Consider the following 15,106-nt stretch of genomic DNA (forward strand, 5'->3'; position numbering starts at 1 on the left):
CTAGTCCCCTTTATCCGGATTAAGTGGCAATTTGGTTAAGTTTTTCGGGCGAACAAGCCAGAAATTTCGGATTTCGACACGGAAATTTTTAAGCAGGTTCTGCGCCATTTCACTTTCAGTTTCCGCAACGTACTCTTTAAGAAGACGTTTAAGGTAATGTCGTGCTTCATCACCGTCATCGGTATCGATACGCAACGCATCGATCAACTCACGGTTTACATTTTCAACAAAACTGTGATCTTGGTCATAAACAAATGCAAAACCGCCCGTCATACCCGCACCGAAGTTGATTCCCGTTTTACCTAGGATGACAGCAACACCGCCGGTCATGTATTCACACGCATTGTCTCCTGTCCCCTCTACAATTGCAAGGGCACCCGAGTTACGAACAGCAAATCGTTCGCCGACCGAACCGGAAATAAAGAGTTTTCCCCCAGTCGCCCCGTAAAGACAGGTATTTCCACCTGCAGCAAATGTTTCACCTTGATTTTGAGAACGTATAACGATTTTACCGCCATGCATCCCTTTACCGATGTAATCGTTTGCAACACCCTCAAGACGGATAGACACACCGTTAATCAAGAATGCACCAAGTGCCTGTCCTGCAATCCCTTTGAGATTGATTTTAATCGTATTATCTTTAAGACCTGTGTCCCCGTAATATTGAGCAATTTCACCACTGATTCGAGCACCGAAACTACGGTTCAAGTTACAGATATCACGAACGATTTTAATCGGACGTTCCGGATTTTTAATCGCATCCATCGCTTCAGCAAGAACTTCTTGCTCAAATTCATTCAAATCGAACGGTTCGTTGCTCGGTGATTGACAGGTATTAACACCCTCTTCACGATGCAATACGGAGCTGAAATCGAATTTTTTTGCGAATTCAGTATCGATGACACGAAGCATATCACTGCGTCCAACCAGCTCTTCAATCGTTTTATACCCGAGTTTCGCCATAATTTTACGAACATCTTCAGCCAAATAAGTGAAGTAGTTGATTAACTCTTCAACCGTTCCGTTGAAAAATTCTCCGCGTAATTTTTCGTTTTGGGTCGCAATACCGACGGAGCATTTGTTAACGTGACAGATACGGAGCATTTTACATCCGATGATTGTGAGTGCTCCCGTTCCGAAGGCATAACTCTCTGCACCTAGCAATGCCGCTTTAACGATATCTTGACCCGTTTTGAGCCCACCGTCGGTTTGTACGTGAACAAGACCGCGAAGATTATTCACTTTCAGGGCATTATGAGCTTCCGAAAGACCGAGTTCCCATGGATTCCCCGCAAATTTTATCGATGTAAGCGGAGCCGCACCGGTACCGCCATCACCGCCGGAGATGATGATTTTATCGGCATATGCTTTGGCAACACCGGCCGCAATCGTACCGACACCTGCAGAAGAGACGAGTTTGACCGCTACTTTAGCGTTCGGATTAACCTGTTTCATATCGAAAATCAACTGCGCCAAATCTTCGATCGAATAGATATCATGGTGCGGCGGAGGTGAAATCAATGTCACACCCGGCATCGTATAGCGAAGACGTGCGATGAGACCGCTGACTTTGTGACCCGGAAGCTGTCCGCCCTCACCCGGTTTTGCCCCTTGGGCTACTTTGATCTGAATCTCTTCGGCAGAACGGAGATACGCCGGAGTGACCCCGAAGCGTCCCGATGCAACCTGTTTGATTTTAGAGTTTTTGAGGGTTCCGAAACGTGCGGCATCTTCACCCCCCTCACCCGAATTGCTTTGTGCGCCAATGGTGTTCATCGCCACCGCGATGCACTCATGTGCTTCAGGAGAGATAGACCCCAGAGACATTGCTGCCGAAGCAAAACGTTTAAAGATTTTTTCTTTAGGCTCTACTTCTGAAATATCGATAGGTGAACGATCCGAGTTAAACTCAAAGAAATCGCGGATGAATTTTTGTCCACGGCCGTTGACCAATGCACTCAACTTATCAAAATCTTCCCGTTTACCGGTTTTCGAAACACGGTGAATCGCATGAATTACATCCGGATTGAAATCGTGGTGCTCTTGTCCGTTGTAAAATTTGTAGTAGCCGCCGATTTTTAGAGGGAAAATACGGTTGAATCCGCCGACCTCAAACGCATCTTTGTGATTACGTTCCAAACGTGCATCAATATCGTCATACGTAAGTCCAGGGATCATTACATGAGATTCACCGAAACATTCATGAACGATCTCTTTACTTAAACCGATAACATCGAAAAGTCCTGAATTACGGTATGACGCGATCGTCGCAATCCCCATCTTGGACATAATTTTGAGCAAGCCCGCATTAAGGGCATGATGAACCGCTTTGAAAGCTTCAGAACAGCTCACTTCAGTGACGCTTCGTTCAGCACGGGCAGCTACGGTAGCAAAAAGAAGCGTCGGATAGACCGCACTCGCCCCGTACGCGATCAATGTTGCAGCGCCGTGAGAGTCGATTACCTCTGATGTACACGCAACAATCGATGCAAGATGACGAATACGTGCATCCAATAATGCACGGCTGATACGGCCAACCGCCATAGCCATCGGGATTGCTTTGTGCTCTTTGTCAAAGCCGCTGTCATCGAGGATAACAATACGGACACCCTCTTCGCGCACTGCTTTGATAACCTGATCAACCAATGCTTCAAGTGCCGGTTTCAACGCACCTTTATAGGCTGTTGAAAACTCTTGGTTGGTATAGAATGATTGATGTCGAGGTGATTTTTTATCCCCGAATGATTTAAGCACTTCGAGCTTTTCGCGGATAATGATCGGTGAAATCGCTTTCAAACGGTTCGCATGCGAAGGAATTTCATCCAAGATATTATGAGTTTCTCCGAATCCGGTATTCAAACTCATTACGACCTTTTCGCGGATCGGGTCAATCGGAGGATTGGTAACTTGAGCAAAACGTTGTTTGAAATAATCACTAAAATTACGTTGTACCGTACTAAATGCCGCTAACGGGGTATCATCCCCCATCGATCCGACGGCTTCTTTCCCATCACGCATCATCGGTTCAATCACCTGTTCAACGACCTCTTGGGTGATGTTGAAATAGCGTTGACGCTCCACTAGATTGGTTTCATCATACTCACAGCGGGTAATATATTGTTCCTCTACATGTTCTTGGAGATAGATCATATGATCATTCAGCCATTTCATGTACGGATTTGATGATTTTAGATATTGGTTAATATCTTCATCTTTAAGCACTTTTCCGAATTTCAAATCCAGACCGATCATTTGACCTGACTGTAAACGACCGCGTTCTTTGATTTGATCTTCTGAGATATCGATAACCCCATATTCACTGGCAATCAAAAGCGTGTCATCGTGAGTGATGATGTATTTGGACGGGCGAAGACCGTTACGGTCGAGTACACATCCGATATAGCGTCCGTCGGTCAAAGAGAATGCCGCCGGACCGTCCCATGCTTCAAAAACGGTAGAGTGGTATTCATAAAACGCACGTAGCTGAGGATCCATATGCGGAGCATTTTGCCACGGAGCGGGGATAACGGCGCGCGCCGCCTTAAAGAAATCCATTCCGTTGATGATCAAAAACTCGAAAAAGTTATCGGCGCTCGCACTGTCTGATCCGCCCGGTTGGAGGATCGGAAGCAAGCGTGCAATCTCTTCGTCGGTAAACACTTCACTTTTAATCGATTCGGATTTAACCGCAACGTTAAAGCGGTTCGCTTCGACAGAGTTAATCTCACCGTTATGGGCAACCGCACGGAACGGTTGAGCCAAACGCCATTTTGGAAGAGTATTGGTTGAGAAACGTTGGTGAAAGAGAGCAAAAGAGATTTTAAAGTTTTCGTTTTGCAAATCGGTATAAAACTCTTTGATATGCGTCGGCATAATCAAACCTTTATACGAAACAACACTGGCCGACATAGAGGCGATGTAAAAATCCTGATCGTCTACAAGAGCATGTTCGATCTCTTTACGGCTAAGATACAGCAATGCATCAAAGCGTTGGCTTGCCATCAAAGAGTTTGGTGTAACAAAAATATGATGAATTGCCGGCAACGTTGCAAGGGCTTGTTCCCCAAGCGCATTGGTATCTACAGGAACAACACGATCCAAAACAACTTTGAGATCATTGTCATTACAAATTTTTTCAAAACGGGCCAAATTTGAAGTATCACGGGTAAAAACCACGGCTACCGCATACATTTCAGGGAGTTCAACCCCTGCTTCCAAAGCCGTTGAACGCATAAAATCATGCGGAAGAGATAAAAGCAATCCGCTTCCATCGCCCGTTTTACCATCAGCCGCAACCGCTCCGCGGTGCATCATTCGCTCTAACGCAGTAATCGCGTTTTCCAAATTTTCATGCGAAGGACGGTTTTTGATATTTGCAATCAATCCAAATCCGCAGTTATCTTTAAATGATCGTAATAGGTCTTGGTATTCCACTCTAATCGTCACCTTTCACCAGAAAATTTCGGCAAATTGTTATTTTTTAATCTCTTTTTAAACATAAGTAGTTTAAAGGGGAGATGAAATTTTCTTATTTTAACGATAACAAGGTTAAAAAAGGTTAAAATAATGGATAATTTTTGATCATTAAGAAAAAAATGTGTAGAGTAGAGCCAAAAGCATGCAGGGATTCATTATCAAACTCACTCGAGTGCGCGAAGAAGATATGATTGTTACTATCATAGCCGAGGAAAACTTACAGACTCTTTATCGCTTCTACGGAGCACGCCACAGCCCTATCAATATGGGATTCAAAATCGACTTTGAAGCGGAACATTCCATGAAATCTTCCATCGGACGATTACGAGACGTGATTCATCTGGGATTTCCATGGATGGGGCAATATGAACGGATTCGTTTGTGGCAGCAGTTTATTACACTTTTTCACCCGCATCTGAAAGACTCTGAGGGGATCGGAGATTTTTATTTCTCACTTTTGAATGATGCCTCGTTACGATGGAGAGATCAAAATCCAAAACGCGTCGCCATTGAATCGTATGTTCGTTTATTGGACTATGAAGGACGTTTACATAAAGAGCTCAATTGCTTTTTTTGCGATCTTCCAATCGAAGATGATATTTCGTTGATACGGGCTTTTTTACCGGCACATAAAAATTGTTCCCATACGCTCTCCATTAATTCGAAAGGACTTGAATGGCTTTATACACACGCTTCAACCCTTTTCTTGAACGATCAGGAAATTGATCGCTTGTGGTACGTCGTCAACGAAGGATTCTAGGCACACATTTTGCTTATAATTATGCAGTTGAAAATTACTACCGAATGAGACAATTATGCGCAACCATAAAATCCGCGAAGCCATATTGGCAAAATACACTCCAAAACCTAAATTATCTCCCTACACATATATCCGTACAAAAACAAAAGGGTCTACCCTCGAAGAATTTTACAATGAGGTTCATGCCAAACATACGCTGCATCAAGAGCAGTTGTACCCCAATAAAAATGCTCAGGAAATCGAATTGATTATGATGCAAAACCGCCGTCTGATTGAAGCACAACGTAATCATAGAAAGTAAAGGAACCCTATGTCCACTCCGCAAGCCATTGCCAAATCCGCTGATCATTTTTTAACCCTCCTCCCCTCTATGGCAAATCGCCACGGTCTTATAACCGGAGCCACCGGAACCGGAAAAACCATTACCCTTCAAAAACTGATCGAATCTTTTTCATCGATCGGCGTTCCTTGTGTCGTCAGTGATATTAAAGGAGATCTGAGCGGTATCGGTTCAGTCGGCGGAAATAATGAAAAAGTAGCTCAACGCCTTGAGTTGATGGGGCTTGAAGCAGCTTATACAAATTGCCCCGTTACGTTTTGGGATGTTTGGGGTGAGAACGGGCATCCTGTACGTGCTACCGTCAGCGATATGGGACCGTTGCTCCTCTCTCGTCTTATGGGGTTGAATGAGACTCAAGGGGGTGTTCTAAATCTTGTATTCAAAGTAGCTGATGATGAGGGATTAGCACTGCTGGATTTGAAAGATCTCCGTGCAATGGTTCAAAATGTCGGTGAACGTGCCAAAGAACTGAGCTTAAGTTACGGAAATGTCTCTACGGCATCCATCGGTGCAATTCAACGTGCTCTCCTTTCCCTCGAATCTCAAGGTGCGGAAAAGCTTTTCGGTGAACCGATGCTCAATATCCACGATCTTATCCAAAGTGTCGACGGCAAAGGAGTTGTTAATCTCCTCGATGCCACCAAGCTGATGAATACCCCTAAGCTCTATGCCTCATTGTTACTCTGGATACTCTCAGAACTTTTTGAAACGCTTCCTGAAGCAGGTGACAGTAAAGCACCAAAACTCCTCTTCTTTTTCGATGAAGCCCATTTGCTGTTTAATGATGCCCCTGACGTTCTAATCGAAAAAATTGAACAAGTCGTTCGTCTCATCCGCTCAAAAGGGGTAGGAATTTATTTCATCACCCAGCACCCCAACGATATTCCCGAAAAAATTGCAGCGCAATTGGGTAATCGGATTTCCCATGCACTGCGTGCCTTTACTCCAAAAGACCAACAGGCTGTCCGTGCAGCGGCTGAGACGATGCGGGATAATGAAACATTGGATGAGAATACGGCATTGATGGAACTCGGTGTTGGAGAAGCGTTAGTATCCTTTCTTGATGAAAAAGGGACCCCAGGTATTACACAACGTGCCCTCATTATCCCTCCGTTATCGCATATCGGGCCGATCAGTGCGGAAGAGCGTACATTGCTTATGAGTACCTCGATTGTGGGAGATACGTACACTCAGACGATTGATTCTGAATCAGCGTATGAAGATCTAACAAAGCGTCTAAAAGAACAAGCAACACAAGAGGAGCAAATCAAAGAAGAAGTTAAAGAAGAGCAAAATTCGGGACGTGGCCGTGAAAGTGCTGCCGAAGCATTGGCGAAATCAGCTGCCCGAGCCATCGGTTCTCAACTTGGACGTGCAATTATTCGCGGAATATTAGGGAGTATCTTTAAAAAATAGAGGCTTTTACCTCTATATCTCATAATAATGGGGCTGATACGATTGATCGAGTTCGGAAAGTTTCATCCCGAAAAGTGCTCTCATCTTATCTTCTATATCTCTCCAAAAATACTCCAGAATCAAACTTGAACCGACATTCCCCTCTACCTTATAAAATGGCCCTTCCAGCGCTTCGACAATCTCAATCACTTCGATTTCATGACTCGCTCGGGAGAGTTTATATCCCCCTGATGCTCCTCGGATGCTGCTTACCAGGTTGTTACGACGTAAAATTGAGAGGAGTTGTTCGAGATAGCCGTGTGATATCTGTGTCATTGCTGCAATCTCGCGTACCTGCATCGCTCTACCGTGCGGAGCATGAGAGAGTACGTGCATTGCAGCAAGACCGTAAATTGCTTTGGACGAAAGTGCCGCCATTACTCAAGCTCATTCGGATAGAGTTTTTTAGCAATGTAATATATTTTACACGCAATACAATATCCGAAAAACAGTTCTAGTGCCGCACAAAATAGAAATATTCCGGAGATAAACGCTATAGCTAAATCAGCACCGATCCATGAACAAATCAATAAAGCAATACTAAATCCCGTCCCGAAAAATGCTGCAAGTCGTTTAGCCCCGGCATCTTCCATTTTAACCGGAAGGGAAAGTTTTTTCTGAATAAACAGTGAACTGATATTGACTGGACTTAAATGTTTATAGCCATACAATCGAAGAACAAAATCTACAATCAGTACGATCAATACAATCGAACTCTGCGTCACTAAAAATACAATAATGCCTAGAATTACAAATAAAGTATTAATTCTTGTAACCGTAGCATCAACTTGTCGAAAGATTAAAGGGCATTGTTGAGCCATTGTTTTCTCCTAAATTTTTCACAATATTAATATAGCTTTTTTTTATTGTCAAGTATCCATATTAGTTTACTAGGGTATAAAATTTTAAGACAAAAAAAAAGGGGATAGTTCCCCTTTCGTTTTATGAACGTTTTTTTACCAATTCACGCACTTTTTTTTCAACATTTGCAAGAGAATCAAAAGGTTTTAGAAGATAATGATCTGCCCCTATTTTATGGCTGCTTAGTACCTTATCAAGCGTTGAATAAGCCGTCATCATAATAACGACACACTCCGGATCTTTGGCTTTTATCGCTTCTAAAACACGTAGACCATCTTTTTGCGGCATCATAATATCCAGTAAGACACCATCGTATTCGCCTTTACGAAATCGCTCAAGCGCCTTTAGGGGGTTGTCAAAGAAAGTCACTTTGATATCCCCTGAGCGCGTCAATGCTTTTTCCAACATCGTCCCTATCGGTGCTTCATCGTCAATAATCATGATATGCATTATTTTTCTCCCTTAAATAGATCTTCAATAGCAGTCCCCATGAGGTTATCCGTTTTTTCGGCTACCAATTGATCGAGCGCTCCAAATACCTCCTGACTCGCCTCTTCAATCGCCTTGATTCGCTGTTCAATTTGATGACGGGAACAGAGCATTTTACCATCACCGCAATCAGCTATCAGGGCATTCGCTTGTGTATGAACGATAGCATGCGGGGTTTCAAGACGGCTGTATGATTTGAGCTTTCCAAATTCCTCTTTTCCGACACCCGTGTCATACCATTTGCCCAAACGGCAATTATGATGATCAACTGCTTTAAAATCACTCTCTTGTCCGAATAAAAAGGCATAAACATTATTTTTATAGATAACGTGATCGATTTTTGCTAAATTACTGAAAATATAGTTACTGATATCCATAATTTCATACACGCTGCGTGAAGCATTTCGTTGAAAGACAGACATTTTACCGCTCATCTGAGAGACTTCGTTTTTAGTGAAAGATACAATTTCTGACAATTGTTCCGTATCGTTTTCGATCTCATTGGTATCTTGCTGCATTGATTGGATCACGATCTCAATCTCTTTGGTCGCCTTCTGAGTCCGTTCCGCAAGTTTACGCACCTCATCCGCTACTACTGCGAATCCGCGTCCGTGTTCTCCGGCGCGAGCCGCTTCGATGGCAGCATTCAATGCGAGCAAGTTGGTCTGATCTGCAATATCTTTGATCAATGCTACCACATTCGAAACTTCATTGGAACGCGATACAAGATTGGATGTCGTTGACACGGTCCCCTCCATCAACTCAGCTAGACGATTCATATGATCATCCACATGATTGGCAATTTTTAGCCCTTCATCAGATCCTTGTGCAGTTTCTCGAGATTGCACTACCAATTCTTTGAGTTTTTCAAGAATTTCGGTGAATACTTTCTGGGTAGCGTATAAAGAGCCGCGAATACTTTTTTGGTGCATTTCAAGCAATCCGCCTTCTCCACCGCCGACAACGGTTGATTTTACCAAGACAAACCCTTTTGCACCGTTACTCAAATTTTTTTGGACAACCGAAGCTTCACATTCCCCGACGTTTATCTCATCCAATCCTTTGATTAACTCCCGTACTACTATATCTTTATCTCTGATTGCCTCAGCACGGGTATTAAAAAAAACGGCCTCATTATTCTCATTCAATACAATTACGGCCTCTTTATCACTGATAGCGGCAATCTCTTTATAAAGGGCCAGTTCAGCGGCTAATATATCACGTTCCACTCTGAGTAAATCAGCCGTCTCTTTATGCTTTCTTGCTTCTGCCCCAAAAAACATCTATTTATTCTCCTTATATACTTTTAATCTGATTTCAAATACAGCACCCTGCTCATCATTATTGACATGGATACTGCCGCCATGCTTGTCTATGATCGCTTTTGCCACATTAAGTCCGATTCCCATACTTTTCTTTTTCTCGCCGCCGACCGCAAAATCAAACAAAGTATCCAACATCCCTTTTGGTATCCCTCCGGCATTATCACTGATGGTTATTGTAACATCATCATTATCACATTTCAGCCAAACATCAAGCCGACGCTGCTCATAAGGCATTATACCTTTTTCAAATTCATCCAATGCGTTATTAAGAATGATAATCCACACTTGTTCCAACCGTGTCGATATCCCCATAGTCATACAGCTTTTTGGATTATATTTAGTCCTATGTGTAAACACTTGGCCGTTTAATCGGATAGGGACAATCTGTTTTGCACGGTTCATAACAATTCGCAGTCCGTAAATCAGTGTCATATCTACACTGCATACATCCATCACTTCTTTCCCTGTACCGGCAAATTCGTACATCGAACCTACAATAAATTCAATCCGTTCAATCCCCTCGTCGATCGGTTTGAAATAATGCTCTAATTGTTCAATTTTTCCATCGCACTCCCATTTGAGCAGTTCAAGGTTCCCTTTGATATAGGTTATAGGAGTATTGATTTCATGCGTGATTGCAGCAGCCAAACGCCCTACACTTATCAGCTTCGCATCGTTTATTTTTTCTTCTTTAAGGCGCTCAAAATCACTCACGTCAACGAAATAAAGAATATGATATTGTTCATTTTGGATCAAAGGGTTTATCATTGAACTCATATGAACCGTATAATATGCTTTAGTATTGTTCAAATCGATAGAAATAATACGTCCGTTAATATGCCCTTTTTTCATCTCTTTGACGATAAATTCAAGCCCGTCTTTTTGGGAATACTTATCGGATAAAAGGGGTTGTAATCCCTGCTGCGTTTCTACCATCCATGACCATAAATCACAGCTCTCCTTCAGCGCCTCAAAATTATCATATCCATTAGCATCCAAAAATTTGCGATTTACCATGATCGCTTCGTATCGATGATCAAATAAAACCGCCAAAGAGGTATCATAATCGATCAGTTGTTTCATACTCTCTAAAATAGCTCGCTTCATCTCACTGACATCATGTCCGATAAAAACAATTTCTTCGATATTGCCTCGACTATCAAGTACCGCATAAATTGTGGAGTCGACAGTGATCATTTGCTTTTTAGGGCCGATAATTTCAATGATTCCACGATAAATTTCTCCGGATTGCAAACGAGCCCGAACCAATGTTCTAAGATAAATCCAAAATCGCTGCTCGACAAATCGCAGCCAATAATGTCCTATCATCTCTTCGGGAGCCAAACCGATCAGGGAGCTTAGTAACGAGTTCACTTCTGTAATCATCCCATTATGGGCAATTCGAATCACCAAAGCCGTTTTAGAAATCGATCCGAACATCATATTGATTTGTCGGTATGCTTTTTGCGCCTGTTTGGCTTCAATCGATTGAGACATAAGGCGTTCAACTACTTTTTGAACCGCACTGGGCAACAAAGGTTTGAGGAGATATTTATCAACACCGACATCAATTGCTTGTAAAAAAAGATCACTGCCGTGTGCACTCGAAATGACGACGGTTTTAATGGCAGGGTTTTGATTCTTGCTGCGGCTAATGGTCTCAAAAATAGTACTATCCATCTGCATCGGATGAAGAATCAAAAGATCAATTTCATCAAATAGTTCCGGTAAGTCGTTACGAATACTCAGATCTGCATTGAATCCTTTTAAGACATTAAAAAATGGATCTTGATCCGCTAGATTATAATCTCCGATCGTCCAATCGGTTACATAAACGATTTTTATAACTTCAACCATAGTCTCACATTGCTTTTTTCAAATAATACCTTGTTTTTATTCATCTAAGTGTTAATTCACTTTTAGATATAATTGTGATATTAATTAGCGATCAGGAGTTTATGTATGAAAAAATTACTGCTCATTTTGCTTGCGTGCGCTGCACTTTGGGCTGATGATGTATATGAAGGTGATCTCACCGCTACCGAAGCACATGAAATGCAAAAAAAAGGGGAAGCGATCATCGTGGATGTCCGTACGACGCTCGAATATATCTATACGGGCCACGGTGAAGGATTTATCAATATTCCCGCCTATGAGTGGACCTATATTCCAAAATCCATCGAAGAGCGGGTAAAAAGTTCCGAGTTTGAACTTAAAACCGATAAACCAAAAGGCCATATCGATATTCAAAAGCTCTACGATGCCAAAGAGGTATTTAACAAAAACTTCGTCACCGATGTCATGAGTGCGATGAAAATGCGTCATGTTGATGCAGTCATTCTCGTATGCCGCAGCGGTCCGCGTTCCAAAGCAGCCGCTAATCTCCTGGCCAAAGAAGGGATCAAATCCTACAATCTTGAAAACGGGTTTATGTTCGGATGGAAAGAAGCAAAATTGCCGTTTGATGGGTATTAATACCTATCTGCGGATAACATCACTCTCTTTTACCCATAGATTTTCATCTTCTCTCGCAGCCGTCCACACACGATTGACAAAATACCCCGTAATATGAACCCATCCGCTTGACGGATTTCCTGCCGTAAATGACCGACGTTCTTCCCATGTATCGACTTGAGAACCGTTTGGAGCATTGTAGATCGGAGCATTGGAAGCCATACGATAGGCAGAGGAAAATCCGATTTTTTTTGCTACTGGGGTGATAGAAGCTGTAATCGGAGCTTTTGCTTCAGGAGTATGAACTACTTTTGATACTTTCTCAGGAAGTGCAGGGGTCTTTATGATTTTCGTCACGATCTTTTCTTGAATAACCGGTCGATCTTTATAGACTACTTTTTCAACCGGACGATCCTTATAGACTACTTTCTCTTTGACAACCGCCCGGTCTTGGTAAACTACTTTTTCAACCACTTTTTCCTGAATAACCGGTCGATCTTTATAAACTACTTTTTCAATCACTTTCTCTTGAACAACAGGGCGGTCTTTATAAACTATCTTCTCTTGCACCGCCGATTGTGCAGGAGCGCTTTTTTTGAGTTCTTTGAGCAAACGCTCGTTTTCCTCTTTTGCTTTCACAAGAGAAGCCGTCAGATTTTGTCGCTCGATTCGGCTCACCTTTGCCGTATTTGCCTGTTCGTTAAGGGCATTATACCGAGTGAGCGTTTCACGCAGCTTTTGGTCGCGTGCTATGAGCGTTTGTTCCAGACTCTTGATAACACCGCTTTTTTGCGCTATTTCCTGACTCAGTGCTTTGTTTTTTGCGATGCATTCAGCCAGAACTTTGGGTTCAATCCCCTGCACCACACACTGCCCTGCTCGACATTCTTCGTATTTCTGACGAAGTTTAGCCACATCTCCGAGTATCGCTTGCGACTCGTTCGTCACTGCGTTCAAACATACAGCAGTACACAATGAAAGGAGGATTATTTTCAACTCAAACCCTTCCGAGTCAGTTTTACCCCCATCTCCAAATGATGAGTGTAAGGGAATTGATCAAATGCCGCCATTGCGACAATCGTATGAGTTTGTGTCAAAATCTCCAAATCGCGCAGCAGTGTTTCGGGGTTGCATGAGATATAAAGCAAATGATCAAACCGTGCCGCAAACGTACACGGTTCTTCTCCCAAACCTGCACGCGGAGGATCAACGAAAAGAGTTTTAAGATGGTAATCGCTTACTTTGAGCCCTTCTAAACGACGAAATTCACGTGCGCCATCGAGCGCTTGCGTAAACTCTTCGGCACTGAGGCGGACGAATTGAATATTCTCTACACCGTTAAGTTCCATATTTTGTTTAGCGGCATGAATGGAAGCTTTGGAAATCTCTGTGGCTAATACACGATCAAATTTGGTTGCAAAAGGAATCGTAAAATTTCCTGCACCGCAATAAAGCTCAAGCAGATCGCCGCCGATACCGTCCAACTGAGAAAGTGACCATTCAATCATCTGCTCGTTCACTCTTGGATTTGGTTGCGTAAAACTGTTTTCGATATGGATGTAGCGATATTCACGAGTATTGATCTGAAGTTTTTCGGTGACATAATCTTGGGAAAGGATCAGTTTTTGTTTACGACTGCGCCCGATGATGTAGACTCCTAATCGCTTTTCGATCTCATGAGCTTTATGTTTCCACTCTTCATCCAATGGACGATGATACAGCATACTAACCGCAACTTCACCCTCACCGGAGGTCAAGAAATCGACACCGAACAGCTTATGTGCAATCCCTAAATCAGCGATTTCGATAAGAAGCTTTTCCATAACAGCGGCAATAAATACAGAAACGATAGAACAATGATTAATTTTCAAAGCCCCTTGCCGATCAAGTCGGCTCATGGCGTAAGACATTCCATTCTCATCATGATAGATTTTAAATTCCGCGCGGGAACGATACTGTGCCGAGGGTGATCGGCAAATAGTGATATCACCCTGATAGAGGGAGAGAAAGGATTCCCGTACTGCTGAAACTTTGTGATTCAACTGTCCTTCATACCCTGCCTCATAATCGCGGCAGCTCCCGCATACACCGAAATATTCACATTGCACGTAATGAGCCTTTTTCTCTATTTAACACTGGCAATCAGATTTCCGATCAGCAGATTCCACCCGTCTACCATGACAAAAACGAGTATTTTAAACGGCATCGAAATCATTACAGGCGGAAGCATCATCATCCCCATTGACATCAGGATCGAAGCGACAACCATATCGATGACGAGAAACGGTAAGAAGAGCAAAAATCCGATTTCAAAAGCCGTTTTGAGTTCACTGATAACGAATGCAGGGATCACGATAGTAAGCGGAACTTCTTTGATCGATTGAGGGTTTTGCATATGGCGAATCCGTAAAAAGAGCGCCAAATCTTTCTCACGGGTATTGCGCACCATAAAATTTTTGAACGGATCGGTTGTTTTATCAAATGCTTCATCGTAGCTGATCTTATTTTCACTGTAAGGTTTTATCCCCTCATCATACGCTTTCGTCGCAACCGGTTCCATGACAAAAACCGTCAAAATCAGTGCCAGCATAACAAGTAACTGCGTCGGCGGAACCTGCTGTGTCCCTAAAGCCTGACGTAAAAAACCAAATACGATGACAAAACGGGTAAAAGTTGTCATGACCAATACCAAACTCGGAGCTAAAAAAAGTACGGTTAGTACCAATAAAACGTTTAGAGAACTCACAACTTCTTGAGGAGATTCGGGTGCGGTAAGATTGAAATTCATCGCCGGAACCTGCGGATCGGCAGCCCAAAGGGCAAAGGGGACCATGAAGAGTAAAAAGACTAAACGACCCAAATCAGGCTCCATACATAAAATAGATAGTTTTAAAGAGGCGATAATACCACAATCTAAGTGTGTATCTTGATTAAATTCTGATAAAA

General features: G+C 42.8%; 13 protein-coding genes. 4 read left to right on the forward strand and 9 right to left on the reverse strand.

The window, feature by feature from the left end:
- A complete protein-coding gene (gene gltB, locus PHI47_RS05260) occupies positions 1-4,434 on the reverse strand; it encodes a glutamate synthase large subunit (RefSeq protein ID WP_299934571.1) in 4,434 nt (1,477 codons plus the stop codon).
- 184 nt (positions 4,435-4,618) lie between these two features.
- Between gltB and recO the strand changes: the two genes are divergently transcribed.
- The 3 genes from recO to PHI47_RS05275 are packed head-to-tail and all read left to right on the forward strand — an operon-like array spanning position 4,619 to position 6,992.
- Entirely contained in the window at positions 4,619-5,236 is a 618-nt protein-coding gene (gene recO, locus PHI47_RS05265) for a recombination protein RecO (RefSeq protein WP_299934573.1), read from the forward strand.
- A gap of 55 nt (positions 5,237-5,291) precedes the next feature.
- Positions 5,292-5,537 (forward strand): hypothetical protein, encoded by a 246-nt coding sequence (locus tag PHI47_RS05270; RefSeq protein WP_299934576.1) that lies wholly within the window; start codon positions 5,292-5,294, stop codon positions 5,535-5,537.
- 9 nt (positions 5,538-5,546) lie between these two features.
- Positions 5,547-6,992, forward strand: a complete 1,446-nt coding sequence (locus tag PHI47_RS05275) for a helicase HerA-like domain-containing protein (RefSeq protein WP_299934578.1) — start codon at positions 5,547-5,549, stop codon at positions 6,990-6,992.
- 12 nt (positions 6,993-7,004) lie between these two features.
- Here PHI47_RS05275 and PHI47_RS05280 read toward each other — a convergent pair whose 3' ends face one another.
- The 5 genes from PHI47_RS05280 to PHI47_RS05300 all read right to left on the reverse strand — a co-directional run bounded on the left by PHI47_RS05280 (position 7,005) and on the right by PHI47_RS05300 (position 11,563).
- On the reverse strand, positions 7,005-7,409 hold the full coding sequence (locus PHI47_RS05280) for an Rrf2 family transcriptional regulator (protein ID WP_299934581.1): 405 nt from the start codon (positions 7,407-7,409) through the stop codon (positions 7,005-7,007).
- Complete coding sequence (locus tag PHI47_RS05285; RefSeq protein ID WP_299934584.1) at positions 7,409-7,852, reverse strand: DUF4395 domain-containing protein; 444 nt, start codon at positions 7,850-7,852, stop codon at positions 7,409-7,411. The genes PHI47_RS05280 and PHI47_RS05285 overlap by 1 nt, the downstream gene beginning before the upstream one ends.
- Positions 7,853-7,973: 121 nt before the next feature.
- On the reverse strand, positions 7,974-8,342 hold the full coding sequence (locus PHI47_RS05290; RefSeq protein ID WP_299934587.1) for a response regulator: 369 nt from the start codon (positions 8,340-8,342) through the stop codon (positions 7,974-7,976).
- On the reverse strand, positions 8,342-9,664 hold the full coding sequence (locus PHI47_RS05295; protein WP_299934590.1) for a methyl-accepting chemotaxis protein: 1,323 nt from the start codon (positions 9,662-9,664) through the stop codon (positions 8,342-8,344). The genes PHI47_RS05290 and PHI47_RS05295 overlap by 1 nt, the downstream gene beginning before the upstream one ends.
- Positions 9,665-11,563, reverse strand: coding sequence for an ATP-binding protein (locus tag PHI47_RS05300; protein WP_299934593.1), 1,899 nt, complete (start codon positions 11,561-11,563; stop codon positions 9,665-9,667).
- A gap of 105 nt (positions 11,564-11,668) precedes the next feature.
- Between PHI47_RS05300 and PHI47_RS05305 the strand changes: the two genes are divergently transcribed.
- Entirely contained in the window at positions 11,669-12,181 is a 513-nt protein-coding gene (locus PHI47_RS05305; RefSeq protein WP_299934595.1) for a rhodanese-like domain-containing protein, read from the forward strand.
- A gap of 3 nt (positions 12,182-12,184) precedes the next feature.
- On the opposite strand, the gene PHI47_RS05310 is transcribed toward PHI47_RS05305, so the two are convergent.
- From PHI47_RS05310 to fliP, 3 genes are read right to left on the reverse strand one after another with little or no spacing between them, the layout of a single operon-like run.
- The gene (locus tag PHI47_RS05310) at positions 12,185-13,156 is read right to left on the reverse strand and encodes an IMCp domain-containing protein (RefSeq protein WP_299934597.1); all 972 of its coding nucleotides are present in this window, start codon (positions 13,154-13,156) and stop codon (positions 12,185-12,187) included.
- On the reverse strand, positions 13,153-14,268 hold the full coding sequence (gene trmA / locus PHI47_RS05315; RefSeq protein WP_299934600.1) for a tRNA (uridine(54)-C5)-methyltransferase TrmA: 1,116 nt from the start codon (positions 14,266-14,268) through the stop codon (positions 13,153-13,155). The genes PHI47_RS05310 and trmA overlap by 4 nt, the downstream gene beginning before the upstream one ends.
- A gap of 17 nt (positions 14,269-14,285) precedes the next feature.
- Positions 14,286-14,993, reverse strand: a complete 708-nt coding sequence (gene fliP, locus PHI47_RS05320; RefSeq protein ID WP_299934832.1) for a flagellar type III secretion system pore protein FliP — start codon at positions 14,991-14,993, stop codon at positions 14,286-14,288.
- Between the last annotated feature and the right edge of the window lie 113 nt (positions 14,994-15,106).

The sequence above is a fragment of the Sulfuricurvum sp. genome, from assembly GCF_028713855.1.
Taxonomy (GTDB): domain Bacteria; phylum Campylobacterota; class Campylobacteria; order Campylobacterales; family Sulfurimonadaceae; genus Sulfuricurvum.

Bases quoted from the DNA above. Each gene is read 5' to 3' on its own strand.
- recO (WP_299934573.1), top strand. From the start codon at position 4,619: ATGCAGGGATTCATTATCAAACTCACTCGAGTGCGCGAAGAAGATATG.
- PHI47_RS05270 (WP_299934576.1), top strand. From the start codon at position 5,292: ATGCGCAACCATAAAATCCGCGAAGCCATATTGGCAAAATACACTCCA.
- PHI47_RS05275 (WP_299934578.1), top strand. From the start codon at position 5,547: ATGTCCACTCCGCAAGCCATTGCCAAATCCGCTGATCATTTTTTAACC.
- PHI47_RS05280 (WP_299934581.1), bottom strand. From the start codon at position 7,409: ATGGCGGCACTTTCGTCCAAAGCAATTTACGGTCTTGCTGCAATGCAC.
- PHI47_RS05285 (WP_299934584.1), bottom strand. From the start codon at position 7,852: ATGGCTCAACAATGCCCTTTAATCTTTCGACAAGTTGATGCTACGGTT.
- PHI47_RS05290 (WP_299934587.1), bottom strand. From the start codon at position 8,342: ATGCATATCATGATTATTGACGATGAAGCACCGATAGGGACGATGTTG.
- PHI47_RS05295 (WP_299934590.1), bottom strand. From the start codon at position 9,664: ATGTTTTTTGGGGCAGAAGCAAGAAAGCATAAAGAGACGGCTGATTTA.
- PHI47_RS05300 (WP_299934593.1), bottom strand. From the start codon at position 11,563: ATGGTTGAAGTTATAAAAATCGTTTATGTAACCGATTGGACGATCGGA.
- PHI47_RS05305 (WP_299934595.1), top strand. From the start codon at position 11,669: ATGAAAAAATTACTGCTCATTTTGCTTGCGTGCGCTGCACTTTGGGCT.
- fliP (WP_299934832.1), bottom strand. From the start codon at position 14,993: ATGGTCCCCTTTGCCCTTTGGGCTGCCGATCCGCAGGTTCCGGCGATG.